Below are 14709 nucleotides of genomic sequence, written 5' to 3' on the forward strand. Positions count from 1 at the left end.
ACCCCCGCGCCCAGGTGACGGACGGAACATGACGACATGTCCACTGTCTCCGACGTCTTCCGGTCCCGCCTCAACCAGACGTTCACGGGTGGTTCGACCGGCACGGAAGCCTGGATGGACGACCTGGAACACGGCACCGACGCGGGCTTCTTCGGTCCGGGCTCCGCCACGTGGGCGGTGCACGGCGGGAGCCACGGCATCGTCGCCGGCGTGCGGGCACTGCTCGTCCAGGCGCTGCACCCCGGCGCGCTCGCGGGCGTCGCCGACCACTCCCGGTACCGCGAGGACCCGTTCGGTCGCCTGGCGGGCACCAGCCGGTGGATCGCCACCGTCACGTACGGCGACCGGCAGACCGCCCGCAGCGGCAGCGACTGGGTGCTCCGGCTCCACGAGCGGGTCCGCGGGCAGTACGTCGACGCGCACGGCACCACCCGCCCCTACGCGGCGAACGACCCGGACCTGGCGCGCTGGGTGCACCTCGCCTTCACCGACGCGTTCCTCCGCGCCGCCCAGCGCTGGGGTGGTCCGATCCCCGGGGGCGCCGACGCGTACGTGCGGGAGTGGGCCGAGGCCGGGCGCCTCATGCGCATCGTCGACCCGCCCGAGTCCGAGGCGGAGCTCCGTGCCCAGATGAACGGGTACCTCGACCGCGGCGAACTCCTGGTCGACTCGCGCACCCGAGACGTCGTCCGGTTCATCAAGGACCCGCCGCTGTCCCGCCTGTTGCGACCCGGCTACCACGCGGTGTTCCAGGGCGCCGTGTCCACGCTCGACCCGCGGCACCGGTCGCTGCTGGGCCTCCGTGCGCCGATCGTCGGCCCGGTGGAGCTGCCGGTGGTCCGCACCACGAAGCTCGTGCTCGACGGGATCGGTGCGGTGCTCGACGACCAGACCGGGTCCGAACGAGCCGCGCGGCGGCGCATCGCGCGCCTGCAGCGCGCTGACGGCAGCGCGGTCGCCTGACCACGGCCGTCACCGCGACCACCTGACGGACGGGAGGCACGGTGCCAGCTGGCACCGTGCCTCCCGTCCGCTCGTGGGGGCGTCAGAAACCCGACGGCACCCGGGGCGTGTACGCGGACTCGAGTCGCGTGACCTCGTCGTCGGTGAGCGTCAGCGACGCTGCGGCCACCGCGTCGTCGATGTGGTGCTCCTTCGTCGCGCCGACGATGGGCGCGGAGACCGCGGACTTGCCGGCGACCCAGGCCAGGGCGACCTGCGCCATCGGGATGCCGCGCTCGCCGGCGACGGCCTCGACCGCGTCGACGATCGCGCGGTTGGCGTCCTCGTCCTGCTTGTAGAGGGTCTTGCCGAACTCGTCGGTCTGCGCACGCGAGCCCGACCCGGAGGCGTCCCAGGGGCGGGTGACGCGGCCGCGGGCGAGGGGGCTCCACGGGATCACGCCGACGCCGGTGTGCTCGCAGAAGGGGAGCATCTCGCGCTCCTCCTCGCGTTCGAGCAGGTTGTACTGGTCCTGCATGCTCACGAACTTCGTCCAGCCGTGGCGCTCGGCGGTGTGCTGCATCTCGGCGAACTGCCACGTCCACATGCTGCTCGCGCCGATGTAGCGCGCCTTGCCGGCCTTCACGACGTCGTGGAGGGCCTCCATGGTCTCCTCGATCGGCGTCACCGGGTCGAAGCGGTGGATCTGGTACAGGTCGACGTAGTCCGTGCCGAGCCGGGTCAGGGAGGCGTCGATCTCGTGCATGATCGCCGCGCGGGACAGCCCGGCGCCGTTCCGGCCGGGACGCATCCGGTTGAAGACCTTCGTGAAGACCTGGACGTCCTCGCGCGGAGCCAGCTCGGCCAGGAGCGTGCCGGTGATCTCCTCGCTGCTGCCGTCCGAGTAGACGTTCGCGGTGTCGAAGGTCGTGATGCCGGCCTCGAACGCGCGGCGGACGAACGGGCGGGCCTCGTCGATGCCGACGCTCCAGGCGTGCGAGCCCCGGTCCGGGTCGCCGTACGACATCATGCCGAGGACGACGCTGCTGATCTCGAGCCCCGAGTTGCCGAGGCGCTTCGTGTCGGTGGTCATGCCGTCACTCTGGCATCGCGGCCTGTGACGGCGAGCAGGCGGACCTGGAGCGGGGAGTCCTCGGTGACGTCGACCGGGGGTGCGTAGAGGCCGGTGGCGGCGAGGTCCTCGATCTGCGGCTCGAAGTACTCCCACACGGCGCGGACGAGCTCGTCGGGCAGGGACTCCTCGGTGCCGGTCGCCCGGGCGAGGTCCCACGTGTGGATCGTGATGTCGCTCGTCTGCTCGGTGAGGTACTGCGCGGCGGGCACGACGTCGGTGCTGAGGTGCACGGGTGTGTCCTGCGGGGCGTTCCGCCAGGCGTCGGTCGCCGCGGTGGCGAACCGGTGCCACTCGGCCACCAGGTCGTCGCCGATCGGCTCGAGGTCGGCCTGGGCCTGGGCGTAGTCGCACCCGGTCAGGAGCTTCGGGATCCAGCGCTGCTCGTCGACGACGTGGGCGACGAGGTCGCGGGTGGTCCACTCGGAGTCGGGGGTCGGGGCGTCCCAGTCGGTGACGGCGGCGACGCGGCGGCCGAACTCGGCTGCCGCGAGGGCCTGCATCGCGATCCAGTCGGTGGCCATGGTGGTGCTCCTGTTCGTCGTGCGGGCGTGCTCTTGGTTGGTGCATTTCGTGCAACTCGGGGTCCGGCGTGCGGATTCCCCTCGGTGCCGTCGCACGTGCCAACGTTACGCGGGGGCGGCGCTGAGCCGTCGCTCGTCCGCTCGTGCCCTTTGTCCCTGCCCGCCGGCTGCCCTGCCCGCTGCCCGCTGCCGGCTGCCCGCTGCCGGGGCCCCCCTTGCGCGAGCGGGCGAAATGCCGCACGTGTCGCCGCCGTGTCCCGGGCATTCCGCCCGCTCGGCCGCGCTCCCGATCTCGGCCGGGGCCGTTCGCCCACCTCGCGCTCGTGTTCTTGGGCGAGCGGGTGAAATGCCGGCGTGCTACGGGGATCAGCGTGGTCTTTCGCCCGCTCGTGGCCACGTGCGTGGCCGTTCGGCGTGGGGCTGGGCGTTTGCGTGGGCACGGGCGCCGGCGTGGGCGTGATTGCGGGGACCGGCGTCGACTTCGGTGCCGGTTTGCGCGAACGGGCGGAATGCCTGACGAGCCAGGACGAGGCTCCGGGGTATTTCGCCCGCTCGTGGTCAGGGGACAGGCGCGGGCAACGAAGAACGCCCCGACTCCGTGCGGAGTCGGGGCGTTCTTCTCGGGTTCGGGGAGTGCCGCTCGGTGCCCTTAGTCGGGCGTTGAGTCAGAGGTGGCTCAGGCCGCCTGGAGGACGAACTGGACGTCGAGGTTGATCGTGACGTCGTTGCCGAGCGTGAACCCGCCGGCCTCGAGCGCCGCGTTCCAGTTCACACCGAACTCGGTGCGGTCGATCTTCGTGGTCGCCTCGGCACCGAACTTGACCTGGCCGTAGCCATCCGTGGTGAAGCCGCCGAGCTCGGCCTTGAGGACGACCGGCTTGGTGACGCCGCGCAGGGTCAGGTCGCCCGCGATGTGCAGGTCGTCGCCCTTCGCCTCGATGCTCGTGGAACGGAAGGTCAGCTGCGGGTGCTCTTCGGTGAGGAAGAAGTCGCTCGTCTTGAGGTGCTGGTCGCGCTGCTCCTGGCCGGTGTTGATCGACGCGACGTCGATGTTGGCCTCGACGGTCGACTCGAGCGGGTTCTCGGCGGTGACGACGGTGGCGTCGAACGTCTCGAACTTGCCCTTGACCTTGCTGATGGCGAGGTGGCGGACCGAGAAGGTGACCTCGGAGTGGGTCGGGTCGATCTTCCAGGTGCCGGTCTTGTAGCCGGGAACGGTGTCAGCGGTGAGCGTCATGGTGGTCCTTCTTCCGAACGAGAGTCTGCGGTGCGACGCGTTCCATGCGCCTGCATCGAGTTGATACTACGACAGTGTGCACCGTTTTGGTTGAAGCGTCAACCATTGTTCACCCGAGTGTCGCAAACCGCGTGTCGTGGGCTCCTCTGGCGCCGACCTCGAGCAGCCGACGGATGCGGTGCAGGAAACGCTCGACACCGTGAGCGAGGTCGTCTGCTGTTGCTCTGACGAGCCACCAGTCCACGTCCTTGAGGTGCTCCCCGCGCGTCAGGTCCTTCCGGAAAGCGGCTGGATCGGTGCGGTGCAGATCGCTCTCGTACTCGATCGCGACCCTGGCATCGGGGTAGGCGAGGTCTACACATGCAATCCACTGCCCGTCGACGACGACATCGTGGTTGAGCGCCGGCTCTGGGAGCCCGCGGCGAACGAGTGCCAGCCGTGTCCGGGTCTCTCCCGGAGAGCGAGATCCCCTCCGGATCTCGTCGAGCGCGAGGCGGAGCTTCACGATCCCGCGAATGCCGCGTCGTCGTCGGACGGCCTGGGCGAGTTCGTCGAGCGTCGCCCAGCCGAGCCACCCCACGAGCGCATCGCCCGCGACGATGAGTTCGTCGAGCGTCAGCATCGAGCCCAGTGCGACGAACGTGTCGGCCGGAGTGGTCAGTGACACTCCTCGTGCGATCGTCGCGCGGACCGATCCGTACCGGGCTCGGTGGCCGACCGCGCCGCGAACGCGGAGTGCTTGGTCGGTCCCGATCGTCGTGACGTGCAACCGCCGGTCCCGTTCGAGGCGGCGGGGCAGCGGGACGCTCATGATCGCTGCTGCGGTGACGTGGCTGAACACCTGATCGGGGCGGAGCCGAGGAGCGAGCGCTCTCGCGCGTTCATCCACGGACTCCGGTGGGAACGCTGATCGGATGCCGTGGAACGGGCGGACGAGATCGCGAGCGTCGAGTCGGCCACGCGAAACGCCTCGGTGCAGCGCATCCCGCACGCGGAACGAAGCGTCGCGGAGTGCCATCGGGAGTCGGCGTCTTGCGGTCATCTCCACAGCGTGACGGCGAGCCGACCCCGAGGACGGGAGTCGGGCCTCCTCTGTGGACGGCTTGCCCGCTCTCGCCGCTGTGGAGGACGGCTGCTTCCGCGAGCGGGCGAAACACCGCGCCCTTCGCCGACCGCACCCCGGTCTTTCGCCCGTTCGCGGGGTGGAGGGGATCGCAGGGAGCACGGAAGCCGCAGCCCGGGTTGCCCTCCGGGCGAGCGGGCGAAATGTGTGGGTGCGCTGGCAAGAGCACCGTGGCATTTCGCCCGCTCGCGTATCCCGATCCCGACCACCGACCCCGACCCGACCCCGACCCGATCCCGGCCCGGCCCCGGCCCCGACCCCGACCCGACCCCGAACCGACCCGACCCCGACCCCGACCCCGACCCGACCTCGGACCCACCCGCCCCGCACCCCGCCCCACATCCCAACCCCGACAGGCACTCGCGGGACCCCTCACGTGCGCGCTCACTCCAGTAGCGTCGGGACCATGGAATTCAGGTACCTGGGCAACTCCGGACTCAAGATCTCCGAGATCACCTACGGCAACTGGCTGACGCACGGCTCGCAGGTCGAGAACGACGTCGCCACCCAGTGCGTGCGGGCAGCGATCGACGCCGGCATCACCACGTTCGACACCGCGGACACGTACGCCAACACCGCCGCCGAGACCGTCCTCGGCGAAGCGCTCAAGGGCGAGCGGCGCCAGTCCCTCGAGGTCTTCACGAAGGTCTACTGGCCGACCGGCCCGAAGGGGCACAACGACGTCGGCCTCAGCCGCAAGCACATCATGGAGTCGATCGACGGCTCGCTCGAGCGACTGCAGACCGACTACGTCGACCTGTACCAGGCACACCGCTACGACTACGAGACGCCCCTCGAGGAGACGATGCAGGCCTTCGCCGACGTCGTCCGCCAGGGCAAGGCGCTCTACATCGGCGTCAGCGAGTGGTCCGCAGAGCAGATCCGCGCCGGTGCCGCACTCGCCAAGGACCTCGGCTTCCAGCTCATCTCGAACCAGCCGCAGTACTCGATGCTGTGGCGGGTCATCGAGGGCGAGGTCGTCCCCGCCTCGAAGCAGCTCGGCCTGTCGCAGATCGTCTGGTCGCCCATCGCGCAGGGCGTCCTGACCGGCAAGTACAAGCCGGGTCAGCCCCTGCCCGAGGGCTCCCGTGCCACGGACGAGAAGGGCGGCGCGGACATGATCAAGCGGTTCATGCGCGACGAGGTCCTCGAAGCCGTGCAGCGCCTGCAGCCCGTCGCCGACCAGGCCGGCCTCACGCTCGCGCAGCTCGCGATCGCGTGGACCCTGCAGAACGACAACGTCGCGAGCGCCATCGTCGGCGCCTCGCGTCCGCAGCAGGTCACCGACAACGTCAAGGCCGCCGGCGTCAAGCTCGACACGGACGCCCTCGCGGCGATCGACGAGGCACTCGGCGACATCCCGGAACGGGACGCGTCCAAGAACGTGTCCCCGTCGTCGCGCCCCGCGTAGACGCAACCGACTGACCGAACGGGAGGCCCGGTACCAGCTGGTACCGGGCCTCCCGTCCGTCGTGCGCGCGCCTGACCACCGCAACTGACGGATGGTCAACATGAACGGCGTGTGTCGCGCATCTGGCAGAGGCCTGGCAAGGTGCGTACCCCACCCAAACCCCCCGTCGAAGCCCCCGAATCGGGGGCATGACCCGAACTGATACCCCCGTTCTGGTGTCACCCGACACCGGCGCGGAGCGGACCGTGCGCCCTGGCACGATTCCGCGCCTGCTCGCCACCGCGAGGCAACTCGCGTCGTTCGGCACCATCGGTGCCGTCTGCTTCGTCATCGACCTGGGCGTCTACAACCTGCTCCGTGCCACCGTCATGCCGGACGGTCCCATCGCCGCGAAGATCGTGTCGGCCATCGTCGCGACTTCGGTCGCGTGGATCGGCAACCGCTTCATCACCTTCCGTGCCCAACGCCAGACCGGCCGCCGCGAGACCGTCCGCGAGGGGTTGCTCTTCGCCGCCACGAACCTCGTCGGCCTCGGCATCGCCGCTGCCTGCCTGTTCGTCTCGCACTACGTGCTCGGCTTCACGTCCACCCTCGCCGACAACGTCGCCGGCAACGGCGTCGGCCTCGTCCTCGGCACCGCGTTCCGGTTCGCCGCGTACAAGGCCCTCGTCTTCCGGTCCACCGACACACGTCCGAAGGGGTTCCCCGAATGACCATCTCAGCCGCGTTGCTGACGGCCGCAGGGCCGCTGCTCCAACCCGACAACGACACCGGGACGACGGGGGACGTCCCGAACCGCGGGACCACGGACGTGCCGACGGGAGGCTCGGGGCAGCTCCCACAGGCCGCCTGGTCGCTGGGCGAGTGGCTCGGCTACTCGACCCTCGTCGCCCTGTCCGTGCTGCTCACGATCATCGCGTTGACCACCCTCTGGTGGATGCTGCACGCCTGGCGCTCCCGGGACGCGCTGAAGTCGACCAGCTTCAGCCAGACCCCGCGCCCGGCGGCGCACCGGTTCACGCTCCTGGTGCCCGGTCGGCACGAGCAGGACGTGATGGGACAGACGCTCGACATGCTCGCGACCCAGGACCACCCCGACTTCGAGATCATCGCGATCGTCGGGGAGGACGACCCGGAGACCGACGCCGTCGTGCGTGCCGCGGCAGCTCGGCACCCCTCCCTGATCAAGGTCGTGGTGGACGACACCCTGCCGAAGAACAAGCCGAAGGCGATGAACCTGGCGCTCCAGCACGCGACGGGCGACATCGTCGGGGTGTTCGACGCCGAGGACGAGGTCTACCCGCGGCTGCTCTCGCTCGTCGACTCGCGGTTCCAGGAGACCGACGCCGACGTGGTGCAGGGCGGCGTCCAGCTGATGAACTTCAAGTCGAGCTGGTGGTCGCTCCGGAACGTCCTGGAGTACTACTTCTGGTTCCGCTCGCGCCTGCACTTCCACGCCGGGTCCAAGTTCATCCCGCTCGGGGGCAACACCGTCTTCGTGACGCGCTCCCGCCTGGAGTGGTCGAACGGCTGGGACGCGCACTGCCTCGCCGAGGACTGCGAACTCGGCGTGCGGCTCTCCGCCGACGGCGCGAAGGTCGTCGTCGCCTACAGTCCCGAGGCCGTCACCCGCGAGGAGACCCCGCCGACCTTCGCCTCGCTGCTCAAGCAGCGCACGCGGTGGAACCAGGGCTTCCTGCAGGTGCTGGGCAAGGGGGAGTGGAAGAAGCTGCCGTCCTTCCGGCAGCGGTTCTTCGCCCGCTACATGCTCACCATGCCGTTCATCCAGGCGGCCACCGGGCTGCTCATCCCGCTGAGCGTCCTGATGATCCTGTTCGTCAAGGTGCCGACGGCGATCGCCCTCGTGTCGTTCGTGCCGGTGGCACCGACGCTCATGCTGCTCGCCGTCGAGATCGTCGGGCTGAACGAGTTCGGCCGCCTGTACGGCGAGAAGGTCCGGCTCCGCGACTACGTGCGGCTCGTGCTCGGACTGGTGCCGTACCAAGTGTTCCTCGCCGCCGCGGCGGTCCGGGCAGTCGTCCGGCACGCCAAGGGCCAGAACGGGTGGGAGAAGACCGAGCACACCGGCCAGCACCGCAACGGACAGGTGATCGGCTTCGCCTCGGACCTGGACGGATCGGGCGCAGCGTCGTCCTCGGTCGCCGGAGCCGGCGCAGCATCGTCCGCGGGCGCCGGATCGGGCGCAGCGTCGTCCGACCGTGCGTTCGCCGGCACCACCACGGGAGGCACCCGATGACCGCCAGCATCACCGACACCACGGGCATCCCGATCCGTGGTGGCACCACCGCCCACCGCACCGGCATCGGGGCCTGGTTCCGCCGGCACGCAGCCAGCCTGGCGTGGTTGCTGCCCGTCGTCGCGGTGACCGTGCTCGTCCAGGCCTGGAACATGTCGGGCACGCCGCAGCGCATCGACGACGAGGGGACCTACACCGCACAGGCGTGGGCGATCACGAACCTCGGCGAGCTCACCCACTACACGTACTGGTACGACCACCCGCCGCTCGGATGGATCCAGATCGCCGGGTACACCGGCTTGACCGGGGCGTTCGCGCGCTACCCCTTCGCGGTGGAGGCCGGGCGCGAGGCCATGGTGTTCTTCTCCGCAGTCTCGAGCATCCTGCTGTTCATCCTCGCCCGTCGTCTCGGTGCCGGACGGATCACGGCGGCCGCCGCCGGACTCGTCTTCGCGCTGTCACCGCTCGCGCTGCAGTACCACCGCACCGTGTACATCGACAACGTCGCGACGCCGTGGCTGCTCGCCGCGTTCGTCCTCGTCCTGAGCCGTCGCCAGCAGCTCGCCGGGTTCGCCGGTGCCGCTGCCTGCCTCGGCATCGCCGTGCTGTCCAAGGAGACCTACCTGCTCGCGCTGCCGTTCCTGATCTGGATGGCCGTGCGTCGCGCCGACAAGAGCACCCGTCGGTACACGCTCAGTGTCGCCGGGGCCGTGCTCGTGCTGATCGGCGGCGGGTACCTGCTGCTCGCCGCGGTGAAGGGCGAACTCGTGCCGGGCAACGGGCGAGTCAGTCTGTGGGAGGGCGTCACCTACCAGCTGGGGTCGCGGACCGCTTCCGGATCGGTGTTCGACGGGGGCAGCCTGGCGAACGAGGCCGCCGCGCAGTGGTGGGCACTCGACCCGGTGTTCATCGTGCTCGGCTCGGTCGCGGCAGTCGTCGGGCTCTTCCTGCGCCGGGTCCGCCCGATTGCCGCGATGCTCGTGTTCCTGCTCGCGGTGATGTTCCGGCCGAACGGGTACCTGCCGGTGCCCTACGTCATCATGCTCATCCCGTTCGCGGCGCTCCTCGTCGCGTACACCGCTGAGCGTGCCGTCCTCGCGATCGCCGGTCGGGTGCACACCCGGAGTCACATCGGTGCGGCGACCCGTCGTGGCCTCGGCGTCACGTGGGCCGTCGTCACGGCTGCGGCGCTCGTCGTCGCGGTGCCCTTGTGGGGGACGCAGCTGCGGGGGTTCCTGCTCGGCGACCTCGACCTGCCGATGCAGCAGGCCGAGCAGTGGGTGGGCGACAACGTGCCGAAGTCCTCGCGTCTGCTGGTCGACGACGCCATGTGGGTCGACCTCGTGGACGACGGCTTCGCCCGGAACAACGTCGTCTGGTACTACAAGCTCGACACCGACGGAGCAGTGGAACGGCAGTCCCCGAACGGCTGGAAGGACTCGGACTACGTCATCACGACGGACTCCATGCGCACCGGTGGCAACTCGTCCACCGACGTGCGGCAGGCGATCGAGAACTCCACGGCCGTCGCGACCTTCGGTACCGGTGACCAGCAGGTCGAGGTCCGCCGGATCCACGCTGAGGGAGCCAGTGCCGCCGAGACCGCGATCACCCGGGCCACCGACGTCCGGAAGACCCTGGGGACCGAGCTCGCCTCGAACCCCGCCCTGCGTGCGGACGACGGCACGAAGTCGCAGTTCCGCGCCGGACAGGTCGACTCGCGGGCGATGATCGCGCTCGGACAGGTGCTCGCCGACCAGGACGTGCGGGTCGACCGGTTCACCCCGCGCACCGGGGAGACCGGCCAGCCGTTCCGCACCGTCGTCCTGCACACGAGCGACGACGCCTCGGCAGCCCGGGTCGCTCGGACCTTCGACGCCATGTCCCAGGCGTTCCAGCCGGACTCGGTCGAGCGCGAGGGAGCACGGCTCACGGTGACGTACGCCCCGGCCGACCCGACGACGACCGCGACGAGCGCCTCGTGACCCCCGATCGCTCGGCCGGGCTGGCCGCGCTGGCGTTGGGCGAGCGAGCGTTCCGCGAGCGGGCGTTCCACGAGCGGGCGAAATGCCCGGAGGGCTCCGGCGCGGACCCCGGCATTCCGCCCGCTCGCCGGATCGGCCGCGGAACCGTTCTCCGCGAACACGTCGGGGCGGAACGCCCGCTGGACGAGCGGGCGAAATGCCCGGAGGGCTCCGGCGCGGCCCCCGGCATTTCACCCGCTCGCCCGGGGGCCCACACGAACCGCACGAACCGCGGGAACGGCGAGTCCGGCACGACCGCCACGGCCCGCACGGCCCGCACGGCCCGCACGGCCCGCACCTCGACACGACCCACGCCAACCGCACCTCGACCCGAAGGAGCACCATCATGACCGCACGCACCACGAACCGCCGCCGCACCGCCGTCGTCGGAGCGCTCGCCGCCACACTCGTCGCCGCGACGGTCGGGCTCGCTGCCCCGCAGACCGCCTCCGCCGCGACGGCCGACCAGGGCTGGCTCCGCGTCGGACACCTGTCGCCGGACACGAAGGGCGTCGACGTCGAACTGTCCAGCCTCGCCGGGGGCAAGACCGTCTTCGAACTCGACGACGTCACGTACGGCCAGGTCAGCCCCTACGAGAAGCTGCCGGTCGGCACCTACGTCCTGTCGATGCGCGCCGCCGACGCCCCGGGATCCACTCCCGTCATCTCCACCGACGTCACCGTGCAGGAGGGCGACGCCAGCACCGTCGTCGCCTACGGCAAGAACGACGGGCTGAAGACGACCGCGTTCACCGACGACCTGCAGCAGCCCGGCGACGGCAAGGCGAAGCTCCGGCTCGTGCAGGCCGCCACCACCGCGAAGCGCGTCGACGTGCAGACCTCCGACGGCACCCCGATCGCCGAGGACGCCACCTTCGGCAGCGCCACCAAGTACGCAACGGTCGACGCCGGCAAGTGGTCGCTCGACGTCTCCGGCAGCGGCCAGCGCGGCACCGCCGAGGTCGATCTCGCCGGCAACACGGTCTCGACCCTGTTCGTCCTCGACGACAGCAAGGGCAACCTGACGGTCGTGCCCGTGACGGACGCCGCGGCGACCGCCGCCACCCCGTCCGGCGGTGTGCAGACCGGCGGCGGCGGCGCAGCCGCCGACCGACCGTTGACCGAGGCGGTCCACGCGGCCGTCGCGATGCTCCGCTCGCTGTTCCGCTGACGCTCCGGACTGGAGGCGCGGATCACGTGCGCTGAACGGCCCACGTGATCCGCGCCTCCCCTTCGACCCCCCCACCATCCCCGGAGAGGCAGGCCAGCATGACCCGCAGGACCTGGATACCGGTCGCCGCCGCGGCGGCCGTCATCGTCGCCATCGTGGTCGCGATCGTCGCCGTCCGCCCTTGGTCGTCGAGCACCACGACCGCCGCTCGCGGCACGGCGACCCCGACCTCGACCACCGCGCCCGACGCGACGCGCTCGCCGCAGCAGCTGCGGTCGGCGTTCCTGGACCGCTACGTCGAGGGCGGTCGCGTCGTCCGCACCGACCAGGGCGGTGACACCGTCAGCGAGGGGCAGGCGTACGGCTTGCTCATCGCCTACGCGAACGACGACCGTGCGCGCTTCGACGCGATCTGGGAGTGGACGGAAGAGCACCTGCTCACCGACGACGACCTGCTGGCGTGGCGGTGGACGTCCGACGAGGGCGTCGCCGACGAGCAGTCCGCGAGCGACGCCGACCTCGACGCCGCCCGCGCGCTCGTGCTCGCGGGGAAGGCCTGGGACGACGACCGGTACACCGCCGCGGGCAAGCGCATCGCGGCGGCGATCCTCCAGCACGAGACGGCCCGGACGGACCTCGGTACGATCCTGCTGCCCGGGCCGTGGGCGGATCAGGAGCCCTACCGGTACAACGCCTCGTACGCCTCGCCCGCGGCCTTCTCGGTGCTGGCGGACGCCACCGGGGACGACCGCTGGAACGCGCTGAACCGGGGTTCGCGCGCCGTGACCGCGGCCGTACTGGACGCCTCCGACCTGCCCAGCGACTGGTCCCAGGTGCACGCCGACGGATCGGTGGACCCGATGCCGGCCGTCGGTGGGGACGGGCGCGTGCTCTACGGGTACGACGCGATGCGGACGCCGCTCCGGTACGCCGAGGCGTGTTCGGCGCCCGACCGGGAGCTCGCGGCGGCCCTCGCGCCCACGCTCGGACGGACGACGCGGCTCGCCTCGCAGCTCGACCTCGGTGGCACCCCGGTGACGCAGGACACGAACGCGCTGGCCTACACCGCGCGGGCCGCGGCTGAGCAGGCCGCCGGTTCCTCCCGTGCGGCTGCCGACGACCTCGAGCGAGCAGACCGGACGGCGGCGACCACACCGACGTACTACGGAGACGCCTGGCTGGCCATCGGTTCGACGATGCTGACCTCCGACGTGCTCGGGGGCTGTGCCCGCGACGCAGGAGGCGCCTCGTGAGCGGCCGTCGGAGCGCGGGGCGCGTCTCGGCCGTCCGGAACCGAGGCGTGGTGATCGGTTCCGTGGTCGCCGCTGTCGTGGTGGTCGGGGGTGTGGCCGGGGTGGCGGTCGCGTCGACCGTCGGCGGTGGCGCGGGGGATCGCGCTGTGTCGTCGGCGCCCTCGTCCTCGTCCCCGTCGCAGTCGTCTCCGTCGTCGTCTTCTTCGTCTTCGTCTTCGTCGTCCTCGGGTTCCGGCACCGACGGGTTCCAGGACCCGGCCGCACCCGAGCCCCGCTCGACGGCCACCCCGGTCAGCGTGTCGATCCCCGCCATCGGCGTGCGGTCCTCGCTCGAGGACCTGCACCGCGGCGCCGCCGGAGAACTCGACCCGCCTGTCGACTGGGACAGCGCGGGCTGGTTCAGCGACGGGATCGTCCCCGGCGAGGTCGGCCCCGCCGTCATCGCCGGTCACGTCGACAGCCCCACGAGCGCCGCGGTGTTCTTCCGGCTCGACGAACTGGTCACCGGCGACGAGGTCCACGTCCGGATGTCCGACGGCAGCACCCGCACCTTCACGGTCGACCGTTCCGAACGCGCCGCCAAGTCGGCGTTCCCGACGAGCGACGTCTACGGCCCCACCCCCACCCCGCAACTCCGACTCATCACCTGCGACGGCACGTTCGACACCGCCACCGGGCACTACACGGACAATCTGATCGTGTTCGCAGACCTCTCGTCGGATTGACCCACCATGCCAGCGATACATTCGACCGAGAGCACGAGGAGCACCATGAGCGAGACCCTGGTCATCATCCCGACCTACGACGAAGCGGAGAACGTCCGGCCGATCGTCGAGCGCACGTTGGCCGCGACCGACGACTCCGTGCACGTGCTCGTCGTCGACGACAACTCACCCGACGGCACCGGCGACATCGCGGACGCCATCGCCTGCGAGACCGACCGGGTGCACGTCATGCACCGCACCGTCAAGGACGGCCTGGGCGGCGCGTACCTGTCCGGCTTCGCGTGGGGCCTGGAACACGGCTACGCCAAGCTCGTCGAGATGGACGCCGACGGCTCCCACCACCCCGAGTACCTGCCCTGGATGCTCGAGCTCGCCGACTCCAACGACCTGGTGCTCGGCTCCCGGTGGATCAAGGGCGGCAAGGTCGAGAACTGGCCCTGGTACCGCCTGCTGCTCTCCCGCGGTGGCAACCTGTACACCCGGCTCGCACTGGGCATCGCGGTGCGCGACGCCACCGGCGGGTTCCGGGTCTTCACCTCGCGGGCGTTCGAGCGGATCGACCTCGCCGGGGTCGCGTCGAAGGGGTACTGCTTCCAGGTGGACCTGTGCTGGCGTGCCCTCGAGGCGGGCCTGCGTGTCGTGGAGACGCCGATCACGTTCACCGAGCGGGAGTTCGGCGTCTCGAAGATGAGCGGCAACATCGTGCGCGAGAGCCTGGCGCTCGTGACGAAGTGGGGCATCGACCGCCGGTTCCGCGAGACCCGCTCCCTGGTCAAGGACCACCGCAAGCTACCGTCCGTGCGGAAGAACGCGCACGCGGTCGCCGACCACGCCGCCTGAGGCCGCGAACGCACGGACGACTGAATGCACGAACGGCGACGGACCCTGTGGGTTCGTCGCCGTTCGTCTG

The 14709-nt window shown here is 70.8% G+C and carries 13 protein-coding genes; 9 read left to right on the forward strand and 4 right to left on the reverse strand.

Translation table 11 applies throughout. The annotated features are described in order from the left end of the window. The first annotated feature begins 36 nt into the window (after positions 1 to 36). Positions 37 to 963 carry an oxygenase MpaB family protein gene (locus DEJ20_RS05080; protein ID WP_111235493.1) on the forward strand — a complete coding sequence of 309 codons (927 nt, stop codon included), beginning with the start codon at positions 37 to 39 and terminating at the stop codon, positions 961 to 963. 82 nt (positions 964 to 1045) lie between these two features. Here DEJ20_RS05080 and DEJ20_RS05085 read toward each other — a convergent pair whose 3' ends face one another. The 4 genes from DEJ20_RS05085 to DEJ20_RS05100 form a co-directional block, all read right to left on the reverse strand. Next, positions 1046 to 2035 carry an aldo/keto reductase gene (locus DEJ20_RS05085; protein ID WP_111235494.1) on the reverse strand — a complete coding sequence of 330 codons (990 nt, stop codon included), beginning with the start codon at positions 2033 to 2035 and terminating at the stop codon, positions 1046 to 1048. Beyond that, complete coding sequence (locus DEJ20_RS05090) at positions 2032 to 2598, reverse strand: TIGR03086 family metal-binding protein (protein ID WP_027464629.1); 567 nt, start codon at positions 2596 to 2598, stop codon at positions 2032 to 2034. The genes DEJ20_RS05085 and DEJ20_RS05090 overlap by 4 nt, the downstream gene beginning before the upstream one ends. Before the next feature lie 676 nt (positions 2599 to 3274). Next, positions 3275 to 3835, reverse strand: a complete 561-nt coding sequence (locus DEJ20_RS05095; RefSeq protein ID WP_027464630.1) for a YceI family protein — start codon at positions 3833 to 3835, stop codon at positions 3275 to 3277. A gap of 109 nt (positions 3836 to 3944) precedes the next feature. Beyond that, a complete protein-coding gene (locus DEJ20_RS05100) occupies positions 3945 to 4457 on the reverse strand; it encodes a putative endonuclease domain-containing protein (protein ID WP_146245438.1) in 513 nt (170 codons plus the stop codon). A 907-nt stretch (positions 4458 to 5364) separates the two neighbouring features. On the opposite strand from DEJ20_RS05100, the gene DEJ20_RS05105 reads away from it, so the two are divergent. The 8 genes from DEJ20_RS05105 to DEJ20_RS05140 all read left to right on the forward strand — a co-directional run bounded on the left by DEJ20_RS05105 (position 5365) and on the right by DEJ20_RS05140 (position 14639). Then, a complete protein-coding gene (locus DEJ20_RS05105) occupies positions 5365 to 6369 on the forward strand; it encodes an aldo/keto reductase family protein (protein WP_111236784.1) in 1005 nt (334 codons plus the stop codon). A 188-nt stretch (positions 6370 to 6557) separates the two neighbouring features. Next, the gene (locus tag DEJ20_RS05110; protein WP_111236785.1) at positions 6558 to 7082 is read left to right on the forward strand and encodes a GtrA family protein; all 525 of its coding nucleotides are present in this window, start codon (positions 6558 to 6560) and stop codon (positions 7080 to 7082) included. Continuing rightward, the gene (locus DEJ20_RS05115; protein WP_111236786.1) at positions 7079 to 8626 is read left to right on the forward strand and encodes a glycosyltransferase; all 1548 of its coding nucleotides are present in this window, start codon (positions 7079 to 7081) and stop codon (positions 8624 to 8626) included. The genes DEJ20_RS05110 and DEJ20_RS05115 overlap by 4 nt, the downstream gene beginning before the upstream one ends. Then, entirely contained in the window at positions 8623 to 10611 is a 1989-nt protein-coding gene (locus DEJ20_RS05120; RefSeq protein ID WP_111236787.1) for an ArnT family glycosyltransferase, read from the forward strand. The genes DEJ20_RS05115 and DEJ20_RS05120 overlap by 4 nt, the downstream gene beginning before the upstream one ends. A gap of 385 nt (positions 10612 to 10996) precedes the next feature. Further along, positions 10997 to 11821 carry a DUF4397 domain-containing protein gene (locus DEJ20_RS05125; protein ID WP_111236788.1) on the forward strand — a complete coding sequence of 275 codons (825 nt, stop codon included), beginning with the start codon at positions 10997 to 10999 and terminating at the stop codon, positions 11819 to 11821. 98 nt (positions 11822 to 11919) lie between these two features. After that, on the forward strand, positions 11920 to 13074 hold the full coding sequence (locus tag DEJ20_RS05130; protein ID WP_111236789.1) for a family 8 glycosyl hydrolase: 1155 nt from the start codon (positions 11920 to 11922) through the stop codon (positions 13072 to 13074). Beyond that, positions 13071 to 13799 carry a class F sortase gene (locus DEJ20_RS05135; RefSeq protein WP_181431666.1) on the forward strand — a complete coding sequence of 243 codons (729 nt, stop codon included), beginning with the start codon at positions 13071 to 13073 and terminating at the stop codon, positions 13797 to 13799. The genes DEJ20_RS05130 and DEJ20_RS05135 overlap by 4 nt, the downstream gene beginning before the upstream one ends. A gap of 45 nt (positions 13800 to 13844) precedes the next feature. Next, complete coding sequence (locus DEJ20_RS05140) at positions 13845 to 14639, forward strand: polyprenol monophosphomannose synthase (protein ID WP_220035041.1); 795 nt, start codon at positions 13845 to 13847, stop codon at positions 14637 to 14639. The last annotated feature ends 70 nt before the right edge of the window (positions 14640 to 14709 follow it).

This window comes from Curtobacterium sp. MCSS17_005, from assembly GCF_003234225.2.
Classification (GTDB): Bacteria; Actinomycetota; Actinomycetes; order Actinomycetales; family Microbacteriaceae; genus Curtobacterium; species Curtobacterium flaccumfaciens.

Bases quoted from the DNA above. Each gene is read 5' to 3' on its own strand.
- DEJ20_RS05080 (WP_111235493.1), top strand. From the start codon at position 37: ATGTCCACTGTCTCCGACGTCTTCCGGTCCCGCCTCAACCAGACGTTC.
- DEJ20_RS05085 (WP_111235494.1), bottom strand. From the start codon at position 2,035: ATGACCACCGACACGAAGCGCCTCGGCAACTCGGGGCTCGAGATCAGC.
- DEJ20_RS05090 (WP_027464629.1), bottom strand. From the start codon at position 2,598: ATGGCCACCGACTGGATCGCGATGCAGGCCCTCGCGGCAGCCGAGTTC.
- DEJ20_RS05095 (WP_027464630.1), bottom strand. From the start codon at position 3,835: ATGACGCTCACCGCTGACACCGTTCCCGGCTACAAGACCGGCACCTGG.
- DEJ20_RS05100 (WP_146245438.1), bottom strand. From the start codon at position 4,457: ATGCTGACGCTCGACGAACTCATCGTCGCGGGCGATGCGCTCGTGGGG.
- DEJ20_RS05105 (WP_111236784.1), top strand. From the start codon at position 5,365: ATGGAATTCAGGTACCTGGGCAACTCCGGACTCAAGATCTCCGAGATC.
- DEJ20_RS05110 (WP_111236785.1), top strand. From the start codon at position 6,558: ATGACCCGAACTGATACCCCCGTTCTGGTGTCACCCGACACCGGCGCG.
- DEJ20_RS05115 (WP_111236786.1), top strand. From the start codon at position 7,079: ATGACCATCTCAGCCGCGTTGCTGACGGCCGCAGGGCCGCTGCTCCAA.
- DEJ20_RS05120 (WP_111236787.1), top strand. From the start codon at position 8,623: ATGACCGCCAGCATCACCGACACCACGGGCATCCCGATCCGTGGTGGC.
- DEJ20_RS05125 (WP_111236788.1), top strand. From the start codon at position 10,997: ATGACCGCACGCACCACGAACCGCCGCCGCACCGCCGTCGTCGGAGCG.
- DEJ20_RS05130 (WP_111236789.1), top strand. From the start codon at position 11,920: ATGACCCGCAGGACCTGGATACCGGTCGCCGCCGCGGCGGCCGTCATC.
- DEJ20_RS05140 (WP_220035041.1), top strand. From the start codon at position 13,845: ATGAGCGAGACCCTGGTCATCATCCCGACCTACGACGAAGCGGAGAAC.